The organism is Mycobacterium paraseoulense, assembly GCF_010731655.1.
Classification (GTDB): Bacteria; Actinomycetota; Actinomycetes; order Mycobacteriales; family Mycobacteriaceae; genus Mycobacterium; species Mycobacterium paraseoulense.
On sequence record NZ_AP022619.1, the window covers coordinates 632951 to 652326 of the forward strand.

17 protein-coding genes and 2 pseudogenes are annotated in these 19376 nt (G+C 69.4%); 8 read left to right on the forward strand and 11 right to left on the reverse strand.

Features of this window, described 5'->3' with window-relative positions; all coding sequences use genetic code 11:
* Positions 1-50 precede the first annotated feature (50 nt).
* A pseudogene (locus tag G6N51_RS02600) lies at positions 51-2357 on the forward strand (copper-translocating P-type ATPase); the annotation flags it as partial.
* 121 nt (positions 2358-2478) lie between these two features.
* Entirely contained in the window at positions 2479-3063 is a 585-nt protein-coding gene (locus G6N51_RS02605; protein ID WP_083171526.1) for a hypothetical protein, read from the forward strand.
* A 29-nt stretch (positions 3064-3092) separates the two neighbouring features.
* Here the strand turns inward: G6N51_RS02605 and G6N51_RS02610 are convergent, their stop codons facing one another.
* From G6N51_RS02610 to G6N51_RS02640, 6 genes and pseudogenes are all read right to left on the reverse strand, one after another.
* Positions 3093-3785, reverse strand: coding sequence for a pyrimidine reductase family protein (locus G6N51_RS02610; protein ID WP_083171525.1), 693 nt, complete (start codon positions 3783-3785; stop codon positions 3093-3095).
* 2 nt (positions 3786-3787) lie between these two features.
* Positions 3788-4285: a flavin reductase family protein gene (locus tag G6N51_RS02615; protein WP_083171524.1), complete on the reverse strand. Its 498-nt coding sequence runs from the start codon at positions 4283-4285 to the stop codon at positions 3788-3790.
* A gap of 46 nt (positions 4286-4331) precedes the next feature.
* Positions 4332-4739, reverse strand: coding sequence for an ArsI/CadI family heavy metal resistance metalloenzyme (locus G6N51_RS02620; protein WP_083171523.1), 408 nt, complete (start codon positions 4737-4739; stop codon positions 4332-4334).
* 26 nt (positions 4740-4765) lie between these two features.
* Positions 4766-6269, reverse strand: a pseudogene (gene arsB / locus G6N51_RS02630) (ACR3 family arsenite efflux transporter).
* Positions 6266-6592, reverse strand: coding sequence for an ArsR/SmtB family transcription factor (locus tag G6N51_RS02635; protein ID WP_083171520.1), 327 nt, complete (start codon positions 6590-6592; stop codon positions 6266-6268). Before G6N51_RS02635 ends, arsB begins: the two are co-directional and overlap by 4 nt.
* 38 nt (positions 6593-6630) lie before the next feature.
* On the reverse strand, positions 6631-7878 hold the full coding sequence (locus tag G6N51_RS02640; RefSeq protein ID WP_083171519.1) for an APC family permease: 1248 nt from the start codon (positions 7876-7878) through the stop codon (positions 6631-6633).
* A 64-nt stretch (positions 7879-7942) separates the two neighbouring features.
* On the opposite strand from G6N51_RS02640, the gene G6N51_RS29375 reads away from it, so the two are divergent.
* The gene (locus G6N51_RS29375) at positions 7943-8677 is read left to right on the forward strand and encodes an arsenate reductase/protein-tyrosine-phosphatase family protein (RefSeq protein WP_142274919.1); all 735 of its coding nucleotides are present in this window, start codon (positions 7943-7945) and stop codon (positions 8675-8677) included.
* Between the two features lies 1 nt (position 8678).
* Positions 8679-10130: a multicopper oxidase family protein gene (locus tag G6N51_RS02650; protein ID WP_083171518.1), complete on the forward strand. Its 1452-nt coding sequence runs from the start codon at positions 8679-8681 to the stop codon at positions 10128-10130.
* Positions 10131-10142: 12 nt separating this feature from the next.
* Here the strand turns inward: G6N51_RS02650 and G6N51_RS02655 are convergent, their stop codons facing one another.
* Positions 10143-11267 carry an FAD-dependent oxidoreductase gene (locus G6N51_RS02655; RefSeq protein ID WP_083171517.1) on the reverse strand — a complete coding sequence of 375 codons (1125 nt, stop codon included), beginning with the start codon at positions 11265-11267 and terminating at the stop codon, positions 10143-10145.
* A gap of 68 nt (positions 11268-11335) precedes the next feature.
* Here G6N51_RS02655 and G6N51_RS02660 point away from each other — a divergent pair, with 68 nt between their 5' ends.
* Positions 11336-12229: a hypothetical protein gene (locus G6N51_RS02660; protein ID WP_372510051.1), complete on the forward strand. Its 894-nt coding sequence runs from the start codon at positions 11336-11338 to the stop codon at positions 12227-12229.
* A 4-nt stretch (positions 12230-12233) separates the two neighbouring features.
* On the opposite strand, the gene G6N51_RS02665 is transcribed toward G6N51_RS02660, so the two are convergent.
* Complete coding sequence (locus G6N51_RS02665; RefSeq protein WP_083171561.1) at positions 12234-13154, reverse strand: TIGR03619 family F420-dependent LLM class oxidoreductase; 921 nt, start codon at positions 13152-13154, stop codon at positions 12234-12236.
* A 134-nt stretch (positions 13155-13288) separates the two neighbouring features.
* Between G6N51_RS02665 and G6N51_RS02670 the strand changes: the two genes are divergently transcribed.
* Positions 13289-13972, forward strand: coding sequence for a PadR family transcriptional regulator (locus G6N51_RS02670; RefSeq protein WP_083171516.1), 684 nt, complete (start codon positions 13289-13291; stop codon positions 13970-13972).
* Here G6N51_RS02670 and G6N51_RS02675 read toward each other — a convergent pair.
* Positions 13969-15681: a 3-ketosteroid-delta-1-dehydrogenase gene (locus G6N51_RS02675; protein WP_083171515.1), complete on the reverse strand. Its 1713-nt coding sequence runs from the start codon at positions 15679-15681 to the stop codon at positions 13969-13971. The genes G6N51_RS02670 and G6N51_RS02675 overlap by 4 nt on opposite strands.
* A gap of 102 nt (positions 15682-15783) precedes the next feature.
* On the opposite strand from G6N51_RS02675, the gene G6N51_RS02680 reads away from it, so the two are divergent.
* Positions 15784-16920, forward strand: coding sequence for a Rieske 2Fe-2S domain-containing protein (locus G6N51_RS02680; protein ID WP_083171514.1), 1137 nt, complete (start codon positions 15784-15786; stop codon positions 16918-16920).
* The gene (locus G6N51_RS02685; RefSeq protein WP_083171513.1) at positions 16920-17210 is read left to right on the forward strand and encodes a ferredoxin; all 291 of its coding nucleotides are present in this window, start codon (positions 16920-16922) and stop codon (positions 17208-17210) included. The genes G6N51_RS02680 and G6N51_RS02685 overlap by 1 nt, the downstream gene beginning before the upstream one ends.
* Positions 17211-17269: 59 nt before the next feature.
* On the opposite strand, the gene G6N51_RS02690 is transcribed toward G6N51_RS02685, so the two are convergent.
* Positions 17270-18346 carry a hypothetical protein gene (locus tag G6N51_RS02690; RefSeq protein ID WP_083171512.1) on the reverse strand — a complete coding sequence of 359 codons (1077 nt, stop codon included), beginning with the start codon at positions 18344-18346 and terminating at the stop codon, positions 17270-17272.
* A gap of 73 nt (positions 18347-18419) precedes the next feature.
* On the reverse strand, positions 18420-19376 hold the full coding sequence (locus G6N51_RS02695) for an alpha/beta hydrolase (protein WP_083171511.1): 957 nt from the start codon (positions 19374-19376) through the stop codon (positions 18420-18422).

Below are 19376 nucleotides of genomic sequence, written 5' to 3' on the forward strand. Positions count from 1 at the left end.
TGGACGACGTCGATGCCGCCCTGAAGCTGGTGTCCGACGCCTCCGGGCGAATGCGCGTGCAGATCAACGGGTTTGGTGTTGACGCGGTCCGGGCCGTCGCGATCGAGGAGACGGTCGCCAAGGTGGCCGGCGTGCAGGCCGTGCAGGCCTATCCGCGAACGGCGTCGGTGGTGATCTGGTATTCGCCCGGGCACTGCGACACCACTGCCGTGGTCTCGGCGATCGCCGAAGCCGAGCACGTCCCCACGGAGTCCGTGCCCGTGCGCGCTCCGCACTCGGCCGACCTCACCAAGACGGGAGTGGTCCGCAGGATAGCGAGCGGCATCGGGTTGGCGCTCTTTGGCCTGCGGCAGCGCGCGTCGGAGGGTTCGGCCGATGCCGCGAACTGCGGCGGTTGCGGTTCCGCACCTGCGGTCACCTCGGGGGCGCTGTCGGCGGACGAGCAGAGCAGGCGCGAGCGGCGCAAGTGGCTGCGCCGGGTGTTGTTGGCCTTCCCGTTGGGGCTGGTGGCGATGGCCTCGCCGATGTTCTTCGGCGCGTATCCGTGGGCGGGGTGGTTGGCGTTTGCCGCTACGGTGCCGGTGCAGTTCGTCGCCGGGTGGCCGTTCCTGGCGGGAGCGGTGCAGCAGGCGCGGGCGGGGATCTCCAGCATGGACACGCTGGTCGCGCTCGGCACGCTGACCGCGTTCGTCTACTCCACCTACCGGTTGTTGGTGGGGGGCCCGCTGTTCTTCGACACTTCGGCGCTGATCATCGCCTTCGTGGTGTTGGGCCGGTATTTCGAGGCCAGGGCACACGGCAAGGCGCGGGAGGCGATCAGCAAGCTGCTGGAGATGGGTGCGAAGGAGGCCACGCTGCTCGTCGGCGGTGCGGAGCTCCTGGTACCGATAGACCAGGTCCGGGTCGGCGACCTGGTGCGCGTTCGCCCGGGCGAGAAGATCCCCGTCGACGGCGAGGTGGTCGACGGGCGCGCCGCAGTCGACGAGTCGATGCTGACCGGCGAGTCGGTTCCCGCCGAGAAATCGGTGGGTGACCACGTGGCCGGAGCGACGGTCAACACCGACGGGATCTTGACCGTGCGCGCCACCGCCGTCGGGGCGGACACCGCGCTGGCCCAGATCGTCCGGCTGGTGGAGCAGGCGCAGGGCGGCAAGGCTCCGGTACAGCGGCTGGCGGATCGCGTTTCGGCCGTGTTCGTCCCGGCGGTCATCGGCGTGGCGGTCGCGACGTTCGCGGGTTGGACGCTGCTCGCCGCCAACCCGGTGGCGGGTATGACCGCCGCGGTCGCGGTTCTGATCATCGCCTGCCCCTGTGCGCTGGGCCTGGCCACTCCGACCGCGATCATGGTCGGCACCGGGCGGGGCGCCGACCTCGGGATCCTGGTCAAGGGCGGCGAGGTCCTGGAAGCCTCGAAGAAGGTCGACACGGTCGTGTTCGACAAGACCGGCACCCTCACCCGCGCCCGGATGCGGGTGACCGACGTCGTCGTGGGCAAGCGGCGCCAGCCCGATTCGGTGCTGCGGATCGCCGCCGCGGTCGAGGCGGGCTCCGAACATCCGATCGGCGCGGCGATCGTCGCCGCCGCGCGCGAGCGGGAGCTGAAGGTTCCGGCCGCCACGGCGTTCACCAGCATCGCCGGCCACGGGGTGCGCGCCGAGGTGGACGGCAAGTCCGTGGTCGTGGGGCGGCGCAAGCTCGTCGACGAGCAGGATCTGCATCTGCCCGACCGGCTTGCCGCGGCGGCCGACGAGCTGGAAGGGCAGGGCCGCACCGCGGTGTTCGTCGGCCAGGACGGCCATGTCGTCGGCGTGCTGGCCGTGGCCGACACGGTGAAAGGCGACGCCGCCGGGGTGGTCCGAGAGCTGCATGACATGGGGTTGCAGGTCGCCATGATCACCGGGGACAACGCACGCACGGCTCATGCGATCGCCGAACAACTCGGCATCGACCGGGTGCTGGCCGAGGTGTTGCCGCAGGACAAAGTCGCCGAGGTGCGCCGGCTGCAGGACGAGGGTCGGGTCGTCGCGATGGTGGGCGACGGCGTCAACGATGCCCCCGCCCTGGTGCAGGCCGATCTCGGCATCGCGATCGGCACGGGTACCGACGTGGCCATCGAGGCGTCCGACATCACGCTGATGTCCGACCGGCTTGACGGAGTCGTGCGCTCGATCCAACTTTCGAGGCAGACCCTGCGCACCATCTACCAGAACCTTGGGTGGGCCTTCGGCTACAACACCGCCGCGATTCCGCTTGCCGCCTTAGGCTTGTTGAATCCCGTGGTGGCCGGTGCGGCGATGGGCTTCTCGTCGGTCAGCGTCGTGACAAATTCGTTGCGGCTCCGCCGTTTCGGTCACGATGTTGCGCACAACGTGGATGGTGCCGCGGCGACGAAGACGGCACGTTTCGCCGCGATTGATGTGCCGGGGCCGAAACGCGTTGCAAATGAACGCGTTCGAGACGATGACCTAGGAGGTTAGGATGGCCGGATTCACCCGGCGGACGGCGCTCGTCGCGCTTGGTGCCAGCGCGGCGGCGGGCGTCGGATTCGTGTTGCGCGCCGCCGCCGGGCCCGCCTTTCGGATCCGCCTGGCCGACTGTGGCGGCATGATGGGCGCCGGTCACGCCGACATGCGGCTCTACATGGACATGTTCAACCGGCACACGGAGATTACCCGCACGGTTGAGGAGATCCCCGGCGGTGTACGCACCACTACCCAATCGGCGGCTCCCGACCTCACCGCGCAACTCCACGCGCACGTCTCGAGCATGTATGCGCATTTGGATCAGGGCACCGAGGTGATGTGTATGAGCCAAAGCCTGCCGACGCTGTTCCGCAACGCCGGTAATTACCGTCGGCAGCTGACGCTCACGCCCACGGGCGTCATCGCCGAGGAAACCGCCGATGACCCCGCGCTCGTCGAGGTGATCCGAGCCCACGCCCGTGAGGTGACCGGTTTCGTACAAGACGGCATGCCGGCGATGATGCGGGGAATGATGGGGCCCGGGTGCATGAGAGGGCCCGGCGGCATGATGGGGCCCGGCGGCATGATGGGACCGCGCTGACATCACCCGGTGGTGGCGTCCCCGCTTGGTCAGCGGCGGTACCTCAGAAACAGGTAGTCGTCGCAAATCAGCGCGTGTTCGAGGCGCAGCGGCACCGGTACGGGCAGGGCCGACGGCGTCAGGCGCTGGCCCACGGGCTGGCCGGCGGCGAGTTTGGGGGCCACAGTCACGCAGATCTCGTCGACGACGTCGGCCTCCACCAGCTCGTCGAGCACGGTCGGCCCGCCCTCGCACAGGATGCGGTGCATACCCCGCGCGCGCAGCAGCGCGACGGCGAGCGCGACGTCCACGGATTCCTCGCCGGCCAGCAGCACCTGCGGTCGCCGGTCGTCGCCGGCGTCGCCTCGCGCCGCCGCGGCGCCCGCGCACGTCACCAGGATCGGCGGCCGGTCGGGGTCACCGAACAGCCGCGGGGGCAGCTGGCCGCTGCGGCTGATCACCGCGATCGGGGGCGGTGCGCTTCGCCCCGGATCGACCAGCCGCACCGGGCCGTAGTTCTCGGCGCGCGCGGTCCCGGCGCCCACCAGGACGACGTCGGCGAAGCCGCGCAGGACCTTCAGCAGTTGTTGATCCACCGGACATGACAGCGGGCCCGCCCGGCCGCCGAACGCCGCGGCGCCGTCGGCGCTGAAGATCATGTTGGCCCGCACCCCTTGCGGGGGTTCGGCGTAGAACGACGCGAGCTCGGTGACGTCGGCGACGATGCCCACCCGGGGAGGCACCGCTACGCCTCGTGGCCGGGTTCCAGGTGGCGGACGTCGCCGAAGGACACCCAGCTCTCGAGTTCGCGCGGCGGCTGGCCGTCCACCGGTGCGAGCAGATGCCCGACGTGGTCGCCCAGCGAGAAACGCTCGAGAATTTCACCGACGAACCATGCGGCGGCGTCGTCGAGGATGGGCACCCCCGCCGGACCGCTGTGCCACGAGCACCGGTCGAACTTGTTGGTCTTGTCGCCGGTTTGGCTGCCGAAGAGCTCCACGATGCCGAGGTGGTCGTGGTCGAAGACGTGCACCGCCAGGTGCGTCGCGTCGCCGGCGACCCGGAACGTGTGGTTCTTCCTGGACAGGCCGACCAGGAATCGGGGCGGGTGGATGCTGGTCTGGCTGGCGAATCCGACCAGGCAGCCCGCCGCGACGCCGTCGGCCCGCGTGGTCACGACGAACATCGGGTAGTTCAGCAGGCTTACCAGCTTTTCGAACGCGTCTTCTCCCCGGTCGGTCATCCGCTCAGTCTTCCCGTTCGGGCCGCGGCGGAACCCGGCGGTGCCCCTAGGCCTGGCAGCAGGGTTCGTCGGCAGGGGCTCCGAAGGTGTCGGAGTCGGCCAGGACGGTGTAGACCTCCCAGCGTTCTCCGCCCGGGCCGGTGACCCAAACCTTGTCCTGATTGGCGAAGCAGCAGGTGGTGTCGAGTTCCTCCTCGGTCACCAGCCCCCGCTCGGCGAGGCGGGCGATTTCGGCGTGCACGGTGTCGCTCGAGGCGACTTCGACGCCGAGGTGGTTGAGGCTGCCACCGTGGCCCGGGTTTTCGAGCAGCACCAGTTTGAGCGGGGGGTCGGCGATCGCGAAGTTGGCGTAACCGGGTTTGACCTTGGCCGGCTCCGCGTTGAAGAGCTTCGAGTAGAACGCGATCGCCTCCTCGAGGTCGTCGACGTTGAGGGCGAGTTGAACGCGGGACATGAGGTGTCCTTTCTTTCCGGTGCGGGCTAGGGGGTTGTGGTGGGCAGGAGTTCGGCGACCAGCTCCTCGACGCGCCGGGCGATGTCGTCGCGGATGGCACGCACGGTGGCCAGCGGTTGGCCGGCGGGGTCGGGCACTTCCCAGTCGCGGTAGGACACTCCGGGAAAGTAGGGGCAGGTGTCGCCGCAGCCCATGGTGATCACGACGTCGCTGGTCTTTACGTCCTCGCCGCTGAGGACCTTCGGGTTGGCGGCGGTGATGTCGATGCCCCGCTCGGCCATGGCGGCAATCGCCACGGGGTTGACCTCGTCGGCGGGTTGCGTGCCGGCGGAACGGACTTCGATGCGGCCAGCGGTCATGCTGCTCAGCAGCGCGGCGGCCATCTGGGAGCGCCCCGCGTTGTGCACGCAGACGAACAGCACGCTGGGCTTACCGGTCATCGCCGGCTCCTTTGATCGACTCGTCTCGGAACAGCCGGGGGCGCAGCGCAAGCGAGACGTAGACGAGACCGACGAGCACGGGCACCTCGATCAGCGGGCCGACCACCCCGGCGAGGGCCTGCCCGGACGTGACGCCGTAGGTCGCGATGGCCACCGCGATGGCGAGTTCGAAGTTGTTGCCCGCGGCGGTGAACGCGAGGGTGGCGGTGCGGGCGTAGCCGAGGTGCAGCAGGAGTCCGAGGGCATATCCGCCCGCCCACATGATCGCGAAGTAGGCCAGCAACGGGATCGCGATGCGGGCCACGTCCCATGGCCGGGAGGTGATCGCATGGCCCTGCAGGGCGAACAGAATCACGATGGTGAACAGCAACCCGTAGAGGGCCCACGGGCCGACGCGGGGGAGGAACCGCGTCTCGTACCAGTCGCGGCCCCGGAATCGTTCGCCCAGCCGGCGCGAGGAGTATCCGGCCAGCAACGGAATGCCGAGAAAGATGAGCACCGCCTTGGCGATCTGCCATGGGGAGACGTTGATTCCGGTTTGGGCCAGGCCCAGCCAGCCGGGCAGCACGGACAGGTAGAACCAGCCCAGCGCGGCGAACATGGCCACCTGGAACAGCGAATTCAGGGCGACCAGCACGGCGGCGGCCTCGCGGTCCCCGCAGGCCAGGTCGTTCCAGATGATGACCATCGCGATGCAGCGGGCCAGCCCGACGATGATGAGGCCGGTGCGGTACTCGGGCAGGTCGGCCAGCAGCGACCAGGCCAAGCTGAACATCACCGCGGGACCGACCACCCAGTTGAGCAACACCGAGGACGCGATCAGCTTGCGGTCGGCGGTGACCTCGTCGAGCCGGTCGTAGCGGACCTTGGCCAGCACCGGATACATCATGACCAGCAGGCCAACGGCGATCGGGAGCGAAATACCTTGGACGGCAACGGCCCCCAGGGCCGAACCGAGATGTGGAAAGACGCGGCCCAGCAGCAGGCCGGCGGCCATCGCCGCGCCGATCCATACCGGCAGGAGCCGGTCCAACAGGGGGAGCCGGGTCGTCGCGGTCGCGGGGGACACCGCGGCGTGGGTTTCGGTCATGGCTTCAGCACCGACGAAAGTCGCTGCAGCGCAGCGGGAATCACCCAGTAGTACACCCAGGTGCCGCGCCGCTCGCAGTCCAGCAGTCCCGCCGAGCGCAGGAGCTTGAGGTGATGGGAAATCGTTGGCTGCGAGAGGTCGAAGGTCGCCGATATCTCGCAGACGCAGGCCTCGCCGCCGGGGTGGCTGGCGATCAGGTTCAACAACCTCAGTCGCACCGGGTCGCCCAGCGCTTTGAACATCGCCGCCAAGTCCGTGGCCTGGTCCTCGTCCATGGCGGCCGTCGCCAGGGCCGGGCAGCAGGCGAGCTGTTGTTTTGACATTCGTCTATATAAACACTTATCGAATCAGTGCGCCACCCCTACTTCGCCCGGGCGCGCCGAATCGCATGGGCGGCGACGCCGATGCCCAGTACCACCAGGCCGGGCAGCACCGACGACAGCGGCATCGCGAACGCCAGGACGACGCAGCCGATCGATCCGATCACCGGGATCGCCGGGACCGGGCGGCCCTCATCCGGCCGGAGGGTGAACGCCGAGGCGTTGGCAACCGCGTAGTAGATCAGCACGGCGAACGACGAGAAACCTATAGCGCCCCTGAGGTCGACGGTGGCGGCCAGCACCGCCACGACGACACCGATCAGCAACTCCGCGCGGTGCGGCACCCCGAACCGCGGGTGCACGGCGGTGAGCGCGTGGGGCAGGTGGCGGTCGCGGGCCATGGCCAGCGTGGTGCGCGATACGCCCAGGATCAACGCCAGCAGCGAGCCGAGCGCCGCGACCGCCGCGCCCACCTGCACGACGGGGACGAGCCAGCCCGTTCCGGCCGCCCGCACCGTGTCGACCAGTGGCGCCGTCGCCCGGCCGAGGCGTCGTGGCCCCAGCACCGCGAGTGCGGCCACCGCCACCAGGGCGTAGACGGCCAGGGCGATGGCCAGCGCGACCGGTATCGCGCGCGGGATGGTGCGCGCCGGATCGCGCACTTCCTCGCCCAGGGTGGCGATGCGCGCGTAGCCGGCGAAGGCGAAGAACAGCAGCCCGGCGGCCTGAACCACCCCGCCCACGGTCGTGCCCACCGGGCGAAGCGCCTCGGCACCGGCCGCCCCCGAGGCGAATGCCGCGACGATCACCGCGGCCAGCACGGCCAGCACGAGCGCGACGATGACGCGGGTGAGCCAGGCCGACTTCTGCACCCCGGCGTAGTTCACCGCGGTGAGCGCCACCACCGCGGCGACGGCAACCGGGTGGGCGTGCGACGGCCACGCGTAGGCGCCGATGGTCAGGGCCATCGCTGCGCACGAGGCGGTCTTGCCGACGACGAAGCCCCACCCCGCCAGATATCCCCAGAACTCCCCCAGCCGCTCGCGGCCGTACACATAGGTGCCACCGGAGGCGGGGTAGCGGGCGGCCAACCGGGCGGACGAGGTGGCGTTGCAGTACGCCACCACCGCGGCGACCGCCAGCCCCAGCAGCAGTCCCGGGCCCGCGGCGCGCGCCGCGGGGCCGAGCGCGGCGAAGATCCCGGCCCCGAGCATCGAGCCCAGTCCGATCGTCACCGCGTCGAACACGCCCAGGCTTCGGCGAAGCTCGCCGGTGTCGTTGTCGGCCAACGGGTCTCCTCATCGCGCACGCTCCGGCCAACCTATCAAATGAATTTGATGTATTCTCGCCGTGATGGTGGCTGGCGAAACGGCGGTTCCGTCGCTGATGCGGATGGCGTCGCATCCGGTGCGCTGGGCGCTGCTGACCGAGCTCGCGGGCAGCGACCGCCGGGTGCGGGAGTTGGCCGCCGCCGTCGACGAGCCGCAGAACCTGATCTCCTATCACCTGCGGCTGCTGCGCTCGGCCGGGCTGGTCGACGCGCGGCGCAGCAGTTTCGACGGCCGCGACACCTACTACCGCCTGAGCCTGACGGGATGCGCCGGGGCATTCCGGGAGGCGGCCGCCGCGCTGCACCCCGCGCTCGCACCGTCGCCGGTCGCCAACCCGGCGTCGCGCTCGGTGCTGTTCTTGTGTACCGGCAACAGCGCGCGCTCGCCCATGGCCGAGGCTCTGCTCCGGCGCCGGGGCCAGGGCCGCATCCGTGCCGCGAGCGCGGGCAGCCATCCCAAACCGCACCTGCACCCCAACGCGATACGCATCATGCGGGACAGGTACGGCATCGACCTCGGTGCGCAGCGACCGCAACCGCTGACCGCCGTGGCGCGGCGCCGCTTCGACTGCGTCATCACGCTGTGCGACAGGGTGCGCGAGTACGCCCGCGACCATGGCCTGGACACGACGATGCACTGGAGCCTGCCCGACCCGTCGAGCGCGGGCTACCCGGAATTCGGGCGGGTGGCAAGCGAACTGGACGACCGCATCGACTTCCTCCTGCCCGATCTCGCCGCCTACCCGCGGGGGCGATGACGTGTCGCTCGATCGGCGTGACTTCTTCAGATGGGGCGGCCTGGCCGCGCTCGCCGCAAGCGGTGCCGCGTGCGCCCACCCCGCGCCGTCTGGCGGCAAGGCCGATTACACGCTGCGAATCGGCACGGGCGCGGTCGAACTGGCCCCGGGCCACGTCGTGTCGACCTTGACCTACAACGGCCAGTTCCCCGGCCCGCTGCTGCGGTTCACGCAGGGCCGGCGGACAACGGTGGACGTCTTCAACGACACCGATTCCCCCGAGCAGTTGCACTGGCACGGCCAGCACGTCGGTGTCGACGTCGACGGCTCCGCCGAGGAGGGAACGCCCTATGTCCCCGCGCGCGGCATGCGACGCGTTTCGTTCGTCCCCGGCCCGGCGGGTTTCCGCTTCTACCACACCCACGTCGTGCCCCGCGCCGACCTGTCCCGCGGCCAATACAGCGGCCTGGTCGGCCCGGTCTACATCGAACCCAAACAGAACTTCGGCGCCTACGACCAAGAAATCTTTCTGACGCTCAAGGAGTTTGAGCCCAGTTTCGTCCGCGGGGGCGACATGGCCGCGGCCTTCCTGGCCGGCGACCAGCAGCCTGACCTCAAGGACAGGGGCGAATCGTCGATGGCGGCGTCGCTCGGCCGCGGCGACCCGCGCGGCTTCGAGGTCAGCTACGGGGCGTTCGCCGTCAACGGACGGATGCTGGGTCACGGCGACCCCATCCGGGTGCGGACCGGTCAGCGGGTGCTGCTGCACGTGCTGAACGGCAGCGCCACCGAGACCCGCAGCCTGGCGTTGCCCGGTCACACCTTCACCGTGGTCGCGCTCGACGGCAACCCGGTGCCCAACCCCGCGCCGGTCCCGGTGCTGTGGCTCGGTGCGGCCGAACGCATTTCGGCGCTGGTGTCCATGACCAACCCGGGGGTGTGGGTGCTGGGAGACGTGTCCGACGACGACCGCGAGCACGGGATGGGCGTCGTCGTGGAATACGCCGGGCGCGCCGGGGATCCGCAGTGGGCGCCGCCGCCGCCGTTCACGTGGGACTACCGGCTGTTCGCGCGGCCCGCGCCCGTCCCGCCGCCCGACCACACGATCGAGCTGCTGATCGAGAAGCGCAACGCCGCCGACAACGGGTTCAACGTGTGGACCTTCAACGGCACACCGTTTTCCATGAACACCAACCGTCCGGTGCTCAACCTGGAACGCGACAGGCGCTACCGGCTGCGCTTCCGCAACGCCAGCGACGACCTGCACCCGATGCACCTACACCGGCACACGTTCGAAATCACCCGATTCGCCGGCGCGCCAACGGCCGGCGTGCGCAAGGACGTCGCGATGCTGGGCGGCTACCAGAGCATGGACGTCGACTTCGTCGCCGACCAGCCCGGCCTGTCGCTGCTGCATTGCCACCAGCAGATCCACATGGATTACGGCCTCATGCTGCTGCTCGACGCCGGCTGACCCGGCGACCGCTCACCCCAGCGGATTGTTCTCCCGCACACCGCGATACATGCCCCACCGCACGATCCACGGCATCACCACGCGCTCGACCGACCACGACGGGAACCGGAACGCGTGGCCGCTGGGCAGAAAGACCTCCAGCCCGTCGGGCTGGACGCCCACCAGCGAACCCCACCGCCGCTGGGGCGCCCGGTAAGCGCCCAGCCGCCCGCCGCTGAGTTCGGCGCGGACGTTGCGGGCCACCAGCGCGTCCCCGCGGTTGCGGGCCGAGCTGCGCAGGGGATCGGTCGCCGCCACGTCGCCCACCGCGAAGACGCCCCGGTGACCCGGCACCCGCAGCTCCGGCGTCACGCGGACGAACCCGCGCTCGTCGAGCAGTTCCCGGGGCAACCACTCGGTATTGGGCCGCACCCGCCCGATCGCCCACAACACCGCGTCGGCGCGCGCGGGGGACTGCCCGGTGCTCCAGCGCACCGGTTCGCCGGTGATCTCGTCGTCGGCGAACCCGTCGGGCAGCACGGCGCGGTGGCCCGGATGAATGCCCACGCCCAGGGCGCTGAGCCGTCCGTGAAGCCGGCTCCAGATGCGCGGGTGGTGCCCCTCAAGCGCGGATGTCCCCGGGAAGTACAGGTCGATCCGCTTGCCCGGCCAGGTGGTGGCCATGTTGAGCGCGCTGCTCACCGCCGCCGCGCCGCCGCCCACCACGATGATCGAGCCGGCCGCGGCCAGCCGGTCGTGCGCGGCCCGCAGTTCCGCGCCGACCTCGGCGGCCGACTGCAGGGTCGGGCGGCGCCAGAATCCGTTGCTCACCCCCGTCGAGATGACCAGCGCGTCGTACTCCTCGGCGAGCGCCCCGCCGTCGGCGCGTTTGCCCACGACCGTGCGGGCGGCCAGGTCCACGCCGGTCAGCTCGGCCTGCACCGTCCGCACCCGGTCCAGGCGCCGGAACCTGTCGAACGGAATCCAGTAATCGCGGGCCCAATCGTCCGGGCGGGAGAGCCGAACGCCGAGTTCCTGACCGCTGACCAGCGCGGGCTTGGCGGAGATGCCGACGACGTCGGCGTACCCGGACAGCCGGATGGCGGCCAACACACCCGCGTCTCCGAGCCCGGCAATGACGACACGCTTGCGGTTCATGCCGTTATCCTGCCTGGGACGAAGTTCGGGCCCGCCCACCGCTCGACCGATTGCCAGGAGCGCTTCACTTGATCATCTCGCCCCGGAGCGGTCGCGCCGAACGCGTTACCGACGTGCGGTCGTCGATGCACCCCCGCGCCCGCGCCGCCCTGCGCGCCGCCGTACGCGCGTCCGCCCCGCGCCCGGCCGCCGCCCGGCGGGCCGCCGCGGACTTCGAGAAGCCGGACCTGGGGGCCGCGGTGCTCGCGGAGATCCGGTGGGCCTTCACCCCGCCCCGGACCTGGTTGATGGGGGTGGTCGCGAACGTGCTCTTCGCCGCGGTGTGGCTGCTGGTGCAGCCGCTGACCATCGGCCGCCACCACACCGACTGGGTGATCCTGGTGGGCACCTACTTCTCGTCGTGGGTGCTGGCCGACGTCACCACCACCAACCTGCTCGGCGCCGACCACTACCGGGTCCGGGAGGCGTTGGCCGACGGCGTCCCCATCGGGCGCATCCTGCTGGTCAAGAACCTCGCCCTGCTCGCGATCGTCGGGCTGCCCACCTTGGCGGCCGCGATGGTGTTGACGCTGTGCCTGGAAACGCCCGGGCGGCTGGCGATCACGGTCCCGACCGTCGCCGTGCCCATCCTGTCCTGGCTCGGGTTGGGCAACCTCATCTCGGTGCTGCACCCGGTCAGCGTCGAGCCGCTGACCCGGCGGTGGCGAGAGCGCGGCGACCGGCGCAGCACCGGCAGCTGGCTGGCGGCCCTGACGCTGCCGTACGCGGTGTACTACGTCGCCGATCCGATGAACGGGGTCGACCACAAAGTGCTCTGGAACCAGGTGCCCTCGCTGATCTGGCCGGTGTTCGGTCGCGACACCAAGAGCGTCGTGCACCTGGCCATCGCCGTGGCCATCTGGTTCGCCGGCACGGTCGCCGCGGTGGCGTGGGTGCGCAGGCGCGGGGTGACGATCAGGTGAGCGGCTAGGGCACTTTGGGCTTGATCTCCTCGATCACCCATTGCGCGTAATCGAGGTATTCGTCGACGCCGCCGACGGCGGGGATGGGCACGGCGCTGATCGTCACGCCCTGGTTGGCGAGCCAGCCCAACCGGTCGACGATCTCGCCGGCGCTCATGCCGGGGCGCCCATTCGGATCGTCGCGTGCGACGTGTCCTTCACCCACCCGGTTCGTGCTCAGCCCGTGCATCACCTCGAACGGCCGGCCGTCATAACAGGGCTGGGACTTGATGTAGTCGAGCTTTTCGGCGATCTGTTCGGGTGGCGTCAGGAACGGCCACCAGCCGGACGCGTACCTGGCGGCCCTGCGCAGCGGGGCATCGGCGTCGCCGCCGATCCAGATCGGAAGGTGGGGCTTTTGAACCGGTTTCGGCTCGAACGCGATGCCGTCGAACGACACGTAGCGGCCCTCGAATCGCGGGGTGTCACTGGTCCACAGGTCGACGATGGCCGCCAGGTACTCGTCGGCGATGCGGCCCCTTTCGCCGAACGGCACCCCGAGGAGCTCGAATTCCCGTGCCAGCCAGCCGACGCCGAAGGTGACCATCATCCGGCCGCCGCTCATCCAGTCCGCGGTGGCCAGCGCCTTGGCCAAGCCGATCGGCTCGTGCAACGGCAGGATGGTGACGCAGGAGTTGACGACGACCCGTTCGGTCGCGCCCGCGATGTAGGCCTGGGCGGCCGTCGAATGCAGGTAATGGGGCCCGGAGAGCTTCACGTGCTCGGCCGGGATCACGAGATGCTCGGGGACGGCGATCATGTCGTAGCCCCACCGGTCGGCGCACTTGACCATGCGGGTCTGGTCGGGTCCGGTGACCCCGGCTTCCCAGGGTTGCGTCATCGCCGGCAGGCGCACCGTGTGGGGAAGGGGGAAGGCGAATTTCATGGTGGTTTCCTCCAAAGCCCATCACGCATGCCCGGGGACCGGCTGTCTCCCTTGCGGGCGTCGCCCACAACACCGCATCCCGCCCAGCGGTCCGCGTCAAACAGATCCTCGTCGCGGGTTGTTAACCTTGCGCCGTGGCCTCCGAACCGGACCCTACCGGCCAGTCGAAGGCGGCGCTTGCCGCCACGAGTTGGGCGCTGCTGGGCATGATGTCCTACGAGGAGGAGGTCTCCGGCTACGACCTGAAAAAGTGGATCGACTGGAGCGTCGATCTGTACTACTGGAGTCCGTCGTACAGCCAGATCTACACCGAGCTGAAGAAGCTCGAGGGGCTTGGCCTGGTGACCTCACGCGTCGAGCGCGACGAAGGTCCGCGCAGCCGCCGGCTCTACAGGATCACGCCGGCCGGGATGGCCGCCGTCACCGACTGGACCAACAACGCCCCGGTGGACCCCCCGGTGCTCAAGCACAGCGTCCTGCTGCGGGTGACGTTTGGTCACCTCAGCAACCCGGCCCGGCTCAAGGAGCTGCTCCAGGAACACGTCGCCTACGCCGAGGCCAGGCACCGCAAGGCGGTTGAGGACGCCGACGGCGCCGAGGCCCAACCCGCATGGGCGTATTCGGTGATCGCGCTTCGCTGGGCGGCCAAGTACTACGCTGCGGAGCGCGAATTCGCGCTCGAACTGATGAAGGACATCGACGAGGCGGACGCCATTCTGAAGAAGGCGGCGAAGGGGGGCTTCGGGCAGCCGCGCCCGATGCCCGGCTACTGGCGTGAGGTCGAGAAGCAGGTCGAGGCCAAACGCAAAGCGGACTAGCGCGTCGCGTCCCGCGCCGCCGCATCGCGGGCCGCGATGAAGCCGTACACCAGGCCCTGGGCGATCGTCGCCCCCGCGCCCGGGTACGTCGTGCCGAACGCGTTGGCGGCGGTGTTGCCGATCGCATACAGGCCGGCGATCACGCTTCCATCCTCGCGGAGCACGCGTGCGCGCTCGTCGGCCTTCAGCCCGCCGCACGTGCCCAGGTCGCTGAGCACCATCTTCACGGCGTAGAACGGGCCGTTGACCAACGGGCGCAGATTGGGGTTCGGCTTGATCGTGGGGTCGCCGTAGTAGCGGTCATAGGCGCTGCGCCCTCGGCCGAAGTCGGGATCCTCACCGGCGGCGGCGTTTTGGTTGAACCGCGTCATCGTCTCGCGGAATTCCGGCACCGACACGTTCATCCGGGCACCCAGCTCGCCGAGGTTGTCCGCCCGCACCGCGATGCCCGCGCCGTACCAGGCTTGCGGGATGCGCATGCGCGGGAACAGTTCGGCGCCAAAGACATAACTGTTGCGGTACTGCTGGTCGAACACGATCCACATCGCGTCCACGGGGCTGCCCGACCGCTCCAGCTCGAGCAGCCGCTGGCCGAACGACATGTAATCCGCGGACTCGTTGGCGAATCGGTGGCCGTTTTGGTCGACGATGAGGCTGCCGGGCAGTGAACGTTCGGCCAGCATTACCGCCGGCGCCTTGCCCGGCAGGGGCGCGATGGCGGGAAACCACCAGGCTTGATCCATCAAAGCGATATCGGCGCCGAATTCCTGCCCCGCGCGAATGCCGTCGCCCGTATTGGATTGGGCCCCCAGGCTCAGATGGGCGCCCAGCGACTCGGACTGGAACTTCCACCGCATGTCCATGCTGTGGTCGAAACCGCCCGTTGCCAGCACCACTCCGCGCCGGGCGGTGATCGTCACCTCGCGCCCCTCATGGTCGACAACCGCGCCAGTCACCCGCTGCCCGTCGCCTTGCAGGCGAACGAGCGGGCAGTCGGTCCACACCGGGATACCGGCGCGCAGCACCCCGGCGAACAGCCCGGCCATCAGACCCTGGCCACCCGCGGCGTAGCGCCGACCGATCAGCCTCCCGCCGAAGCCCTGGGCCACCCGCTTGCCGAACGTGGGGATGCCCTTGCGCGGCACCCGGGTCACGAGGTTCATCCACCGGTAGTCGGCGCCGGTCGTCGGTATCGAGACGCCGGCCTCAAGCACGCCGGGCCGCAACCGGGTGCGGTACCGGCCGAGGATCGAGGTGTCGAACGGGTGGCATTCGCACGTCCGGCCCGCCGCGCTGCCACCCGGTTCCTCGGGGTGGTAGTCGGAGTAGTCGCGGGCCCAGAACAGCCGCAGCGGCGTCGCTCGGCGAAGCATGTCGACCGTCGCCGGGACGTGGGCCACGAATTCGGCCGATCGCTGCGGCGGGGCCGAACCCGCCACCACCGAGGCCAGATACGCGGCGGCGCGCTCGGGGGAGTCCCCGGCGCCGGCGTCTCGCAGAATGGGACTGACGGGTAGCCACAACGCGCCGCCCGACCGGGCTGTGGACCCGCCCACGTAGGACGACTTCTCCGCGATCAGCACCGACAGCCCGAGTTCGTGGGCGGCCAGTGCCGCGGCCATCCCGGTCCCGGACCCGACCACCAGCAGGTCGACCGTCATATCGGCCACGGGTAGCCCGGCGGGAATCGTCGTGCTCTGGGGGTTCACGCGCAAAACCGTATGCCCAGGCCGCCCGGCAACGGAAGAGCCGTCCTGATCAGTGGGAACAAGCGGCCCCGCAAACGGGGGCACGGGAGTTAAATCATCCCTATGACGACGCAGTCCGAGGTCGACGAGGTTCGGCTGATTGAAGCGCAGGCGGTGCCGGCGCGGTTCGCCCGCGGCTGGCACTGCCTGGGCCTGATTCGGGATTTCGGTGATGGCAAGCCGCACGCCGTCAATGCCTTCGGACAAAAGCTCGTTGTCTTCCGCAGCGCGAACGGCACCATCAACGTCCTTGACGCCTTCTGCCGGCATATGGGCGGTGATCTCTCGCAGGGCGAAGTCAAGGGCGACGAGATCGCCTGCCCGTTCCACGACTGGCGCTGGGGCGGTGACGGGCGGTGCAAGCAGGTGCCCTACAGCCGGCGGACGCCGAAGCTGGCGCGCACCGCGGCGTGGACCACGCTGCAGCAGGACGGGATGTTGTTCGTGTGGAACGACCCGGAACGCAAACCGCCGCCCGCGGAGGTCACGATCCCGCGCATCGAGGGTGCCACCAGCGACGAGTGGACCGACTGGCACTGGTACACCACGGTCGTGCACAGCAATTGTCGCGAGATCATCGACAACGTGGTGGACATGGCCCACTTCTTCTACATCCACGGCTCGTTGCCCACCTATTTCAAGAACATCTTCGAGGGGCAGGTGGCCACGCAGTACATGAACGGCGGTAGCCGGCCCGACATCGGCAGCCCCGAGGGGACGACGATGCTGGGGACCACGTCGGTGGCGTCCTACTACGGGCCGTCTTTCATGATCGACGACCTGACCTACCACTACACCGACGGCGACGCCAAGACGATCCTGATCAACTGCCATTATCCGATCGACGCGAATTCCTTTGTGCTGCAATATGGCATCATCGTCAAGAAGTCGGACAAGTTGCCCGGCGATGAGGCGCTGAAGACCGCGATCAGTCTGGGCGACTTCGTCAAGATCGGTTTCGAGCAGGACGTGCAGATCTGGCGGCACAAGGCGCGCATCGACAACCCGCTTCTGGTCGAGGAGGACGGGCCGGTCTACCAGTTGCGTCGCTGGTACCAGCAGTTCTACGTCGACGCCGCCGACGTGCAACCGGACATGGTGGATCGCTTCGAGTTCGAGCTCGACACCACCCGGCCCTACGAGGCGTGGATGAAAGAGGTCGAGGCCAACATGGCCGCGCAGGGTGCCGGTTCGGCGTGATGTCGCTCGATTCGTCCGTGCGGCACGACAATCGCCTCGACGACATGCCCATGGTGCCCATTGCGTGCGGCAGCTGCGGGGCACAGGTGTTGGTCCGCAAGAGCAGCTGGAACCAGACCAGCGTGCAGTGGAACGCCGATGCGACGGGCCGGTGCGTCGAGCGTGCCGAAGCGCAGCGGATTTCCACGCCCGGCGGTCGCGGTGTGTTCCTGGCGTGTTCGGCGTTGCGGGAGTCGATGCTCGAAGCCGTGCGACGTGGCGGTTTGGCCATCGTCGACGAAACCACTTGACCCTCATTCCGCCGAAAGTTCACGTAACCAAGTCGACGTGCGGCGGTGCGGCGATCACATCATGCGAGCTGAAAGGCGCTGACGGGCGCCTCATCGGGGTAGGCGGCGGGGCCGCCCAGGTCGTAGCCGGCGTTGAGCGCGCTGATGAACCCTGGGTCGTGTAGCGGTTCGCTGGGAATGTCGAGCTTGATGCCCCGGCCGTTGAGGTCGTCGACCATGATGTCGATGGCCTTCTCGATAGTCAGGTCGTGCGAGCCCTCCATGTTCTTCTTCAGCTCGTCCTGGTCGGTGAACACCTCGGCGGACCAGTGCACCAGGAACCGCAGTTGGTCGGTGTGGTGGCGGGCTATCACCTCGTCGCCATTCTTGAGCAACCACTGATCGCGGTCACCGGGATCACCGGTGAAGACGGTGTCGAAGGACAAGCCGGCCGGAATCTGTTCCTGCAGTGGTCCGTTCGCCTCGCCACGATGCACCATCATTTCGTTCTGCACCACCACCCCACGGTTGTTGATCGGCGGCAGAACGCGTTTGGGGGCCTTGAGCGGCCCGTCGGGCCAGTAGGTGAATCCGCTCCCGGGGTCGAGGGAGAACCACGTGATCACCTGCGCCATCTTGATCAGGTAGTCGCCGAACAGGCCGGATTTGCCCATCACGCTGGTGAGCCAGGTCGGTGCGTTCTCGTGCCGCACGCCGCGAAAGCTCGGCGAGTCCAGATGCCCCGGGTCGCGGTTGGCGCACGGCCCGTTGATGTTGAACAGCATCAGCTGCGGCTTGGCGTACTGGGCGTTCCAGTAGCTCTTGGCCAGCTCGAGAAACCGCGCGTTGTAAAAGCAGTCGTGCAGTTCTGGGTAGAGCACCGCGCCGTAGTTGGCGAGGTAGCCGCGGAAGGTCGGGGTCAGGAACAGGTCGAGCGACGGGGTGAATCCCTCTGGGAAAAGCCCGCTCATGGTGGCGATCAGCTCATCGGCCGACGCGAAGTGCTGCGCGATGATCAGCCGCCACGGCCCCTCGGTGCGTACCACCTCGAGCAGTCGGTCGCGCTGATCGTCCGTATAGACGTCGTCGACCTCGCGCGGCGGCGCGGCCGGCCGCAGGACGTCGGAAAGCTCCATCCGCCGGTCGTCGCTGAGCATCAGCTGTCTCCTTCTCGCAGTTCGTGTTCTGATTGTGGGCACCGCGGGTGCGATGCGCGGGACGGCAGCCCGGTCACCGGGACGTCGAAACTCCGACCGGGTGGCCGAACTTGGCGCGCAGTAGCGCGCCGATCTCGGCGATGGCCAGCCGGCCCCGCGCCGTGGCATCCGACCGCATCAAAAATCCGTGGCACATCCCGGGATAACGCGTCGCGGTGGTCTGCACGCCGGCGTCCCGCAGCCGTGCCGCGTACCGCTCACCCCAATCCCGGATCGGGTCGCACTCCGCGGTGGCGACGATCGCCGGCGGGAGGCCGGCAAGCTCGGACGCGTAGGCGGGAACCAGGTATGGGCTGCTGGGCGCACCCCCATCGCCGTCGACCAGCGAGTGCATGTAGTCGATGTCATCGCGGGTGAGCATCGGGGCATCCGCCAGCGCGGTGACGGACGGAGCCGCCATGTCGCGGTCCAGGCCCGGATACAGCAACACCTGCGCGCAGATCGGCGGACCGCCGCGGTCGCGCGCGGCGAGCGCGACGCCGGCCGCCAGTGCGCCACCGGCGCTGTCGCCGACCACGCCGAGCCGCTCCGGGTCGACGCCTAGCCGACGGGCATTGCGTGACACCCATTCCGTCGCGGTGTACGCGTCGTCGAACTGCGCGGGCGGCGGCCACTCCGGGGCCAGGCGGTAGTCGACCGCGACGACAGTGGCCGCCGACGCCGCGGCCAGCTCACGCGCCAGGGGTTCGAACGAGTGGTTCGACCCCATCACGAGCCCGCCGCCGTGCAGATACACCAGCACGGGTCCGCCACTGTCGGGGTTGGGGCGGTAGACCCGTGCCGGGATGTCGCCCGCGGGACCGGGTATGGCTACTTCCGTGACGCCGGCCATCTCGGCCATCGGCTCGGGCGGCGGCGCGGATTCGAGCGCGGCGCGCACCGCCGCGAGCCCGCGCTGGCGCATCGGTGGGATGTCACCGAACGAAGCGATGCGGGCGGCGGCATCGGGGTCCAGCCGGGAGGTCCCCAT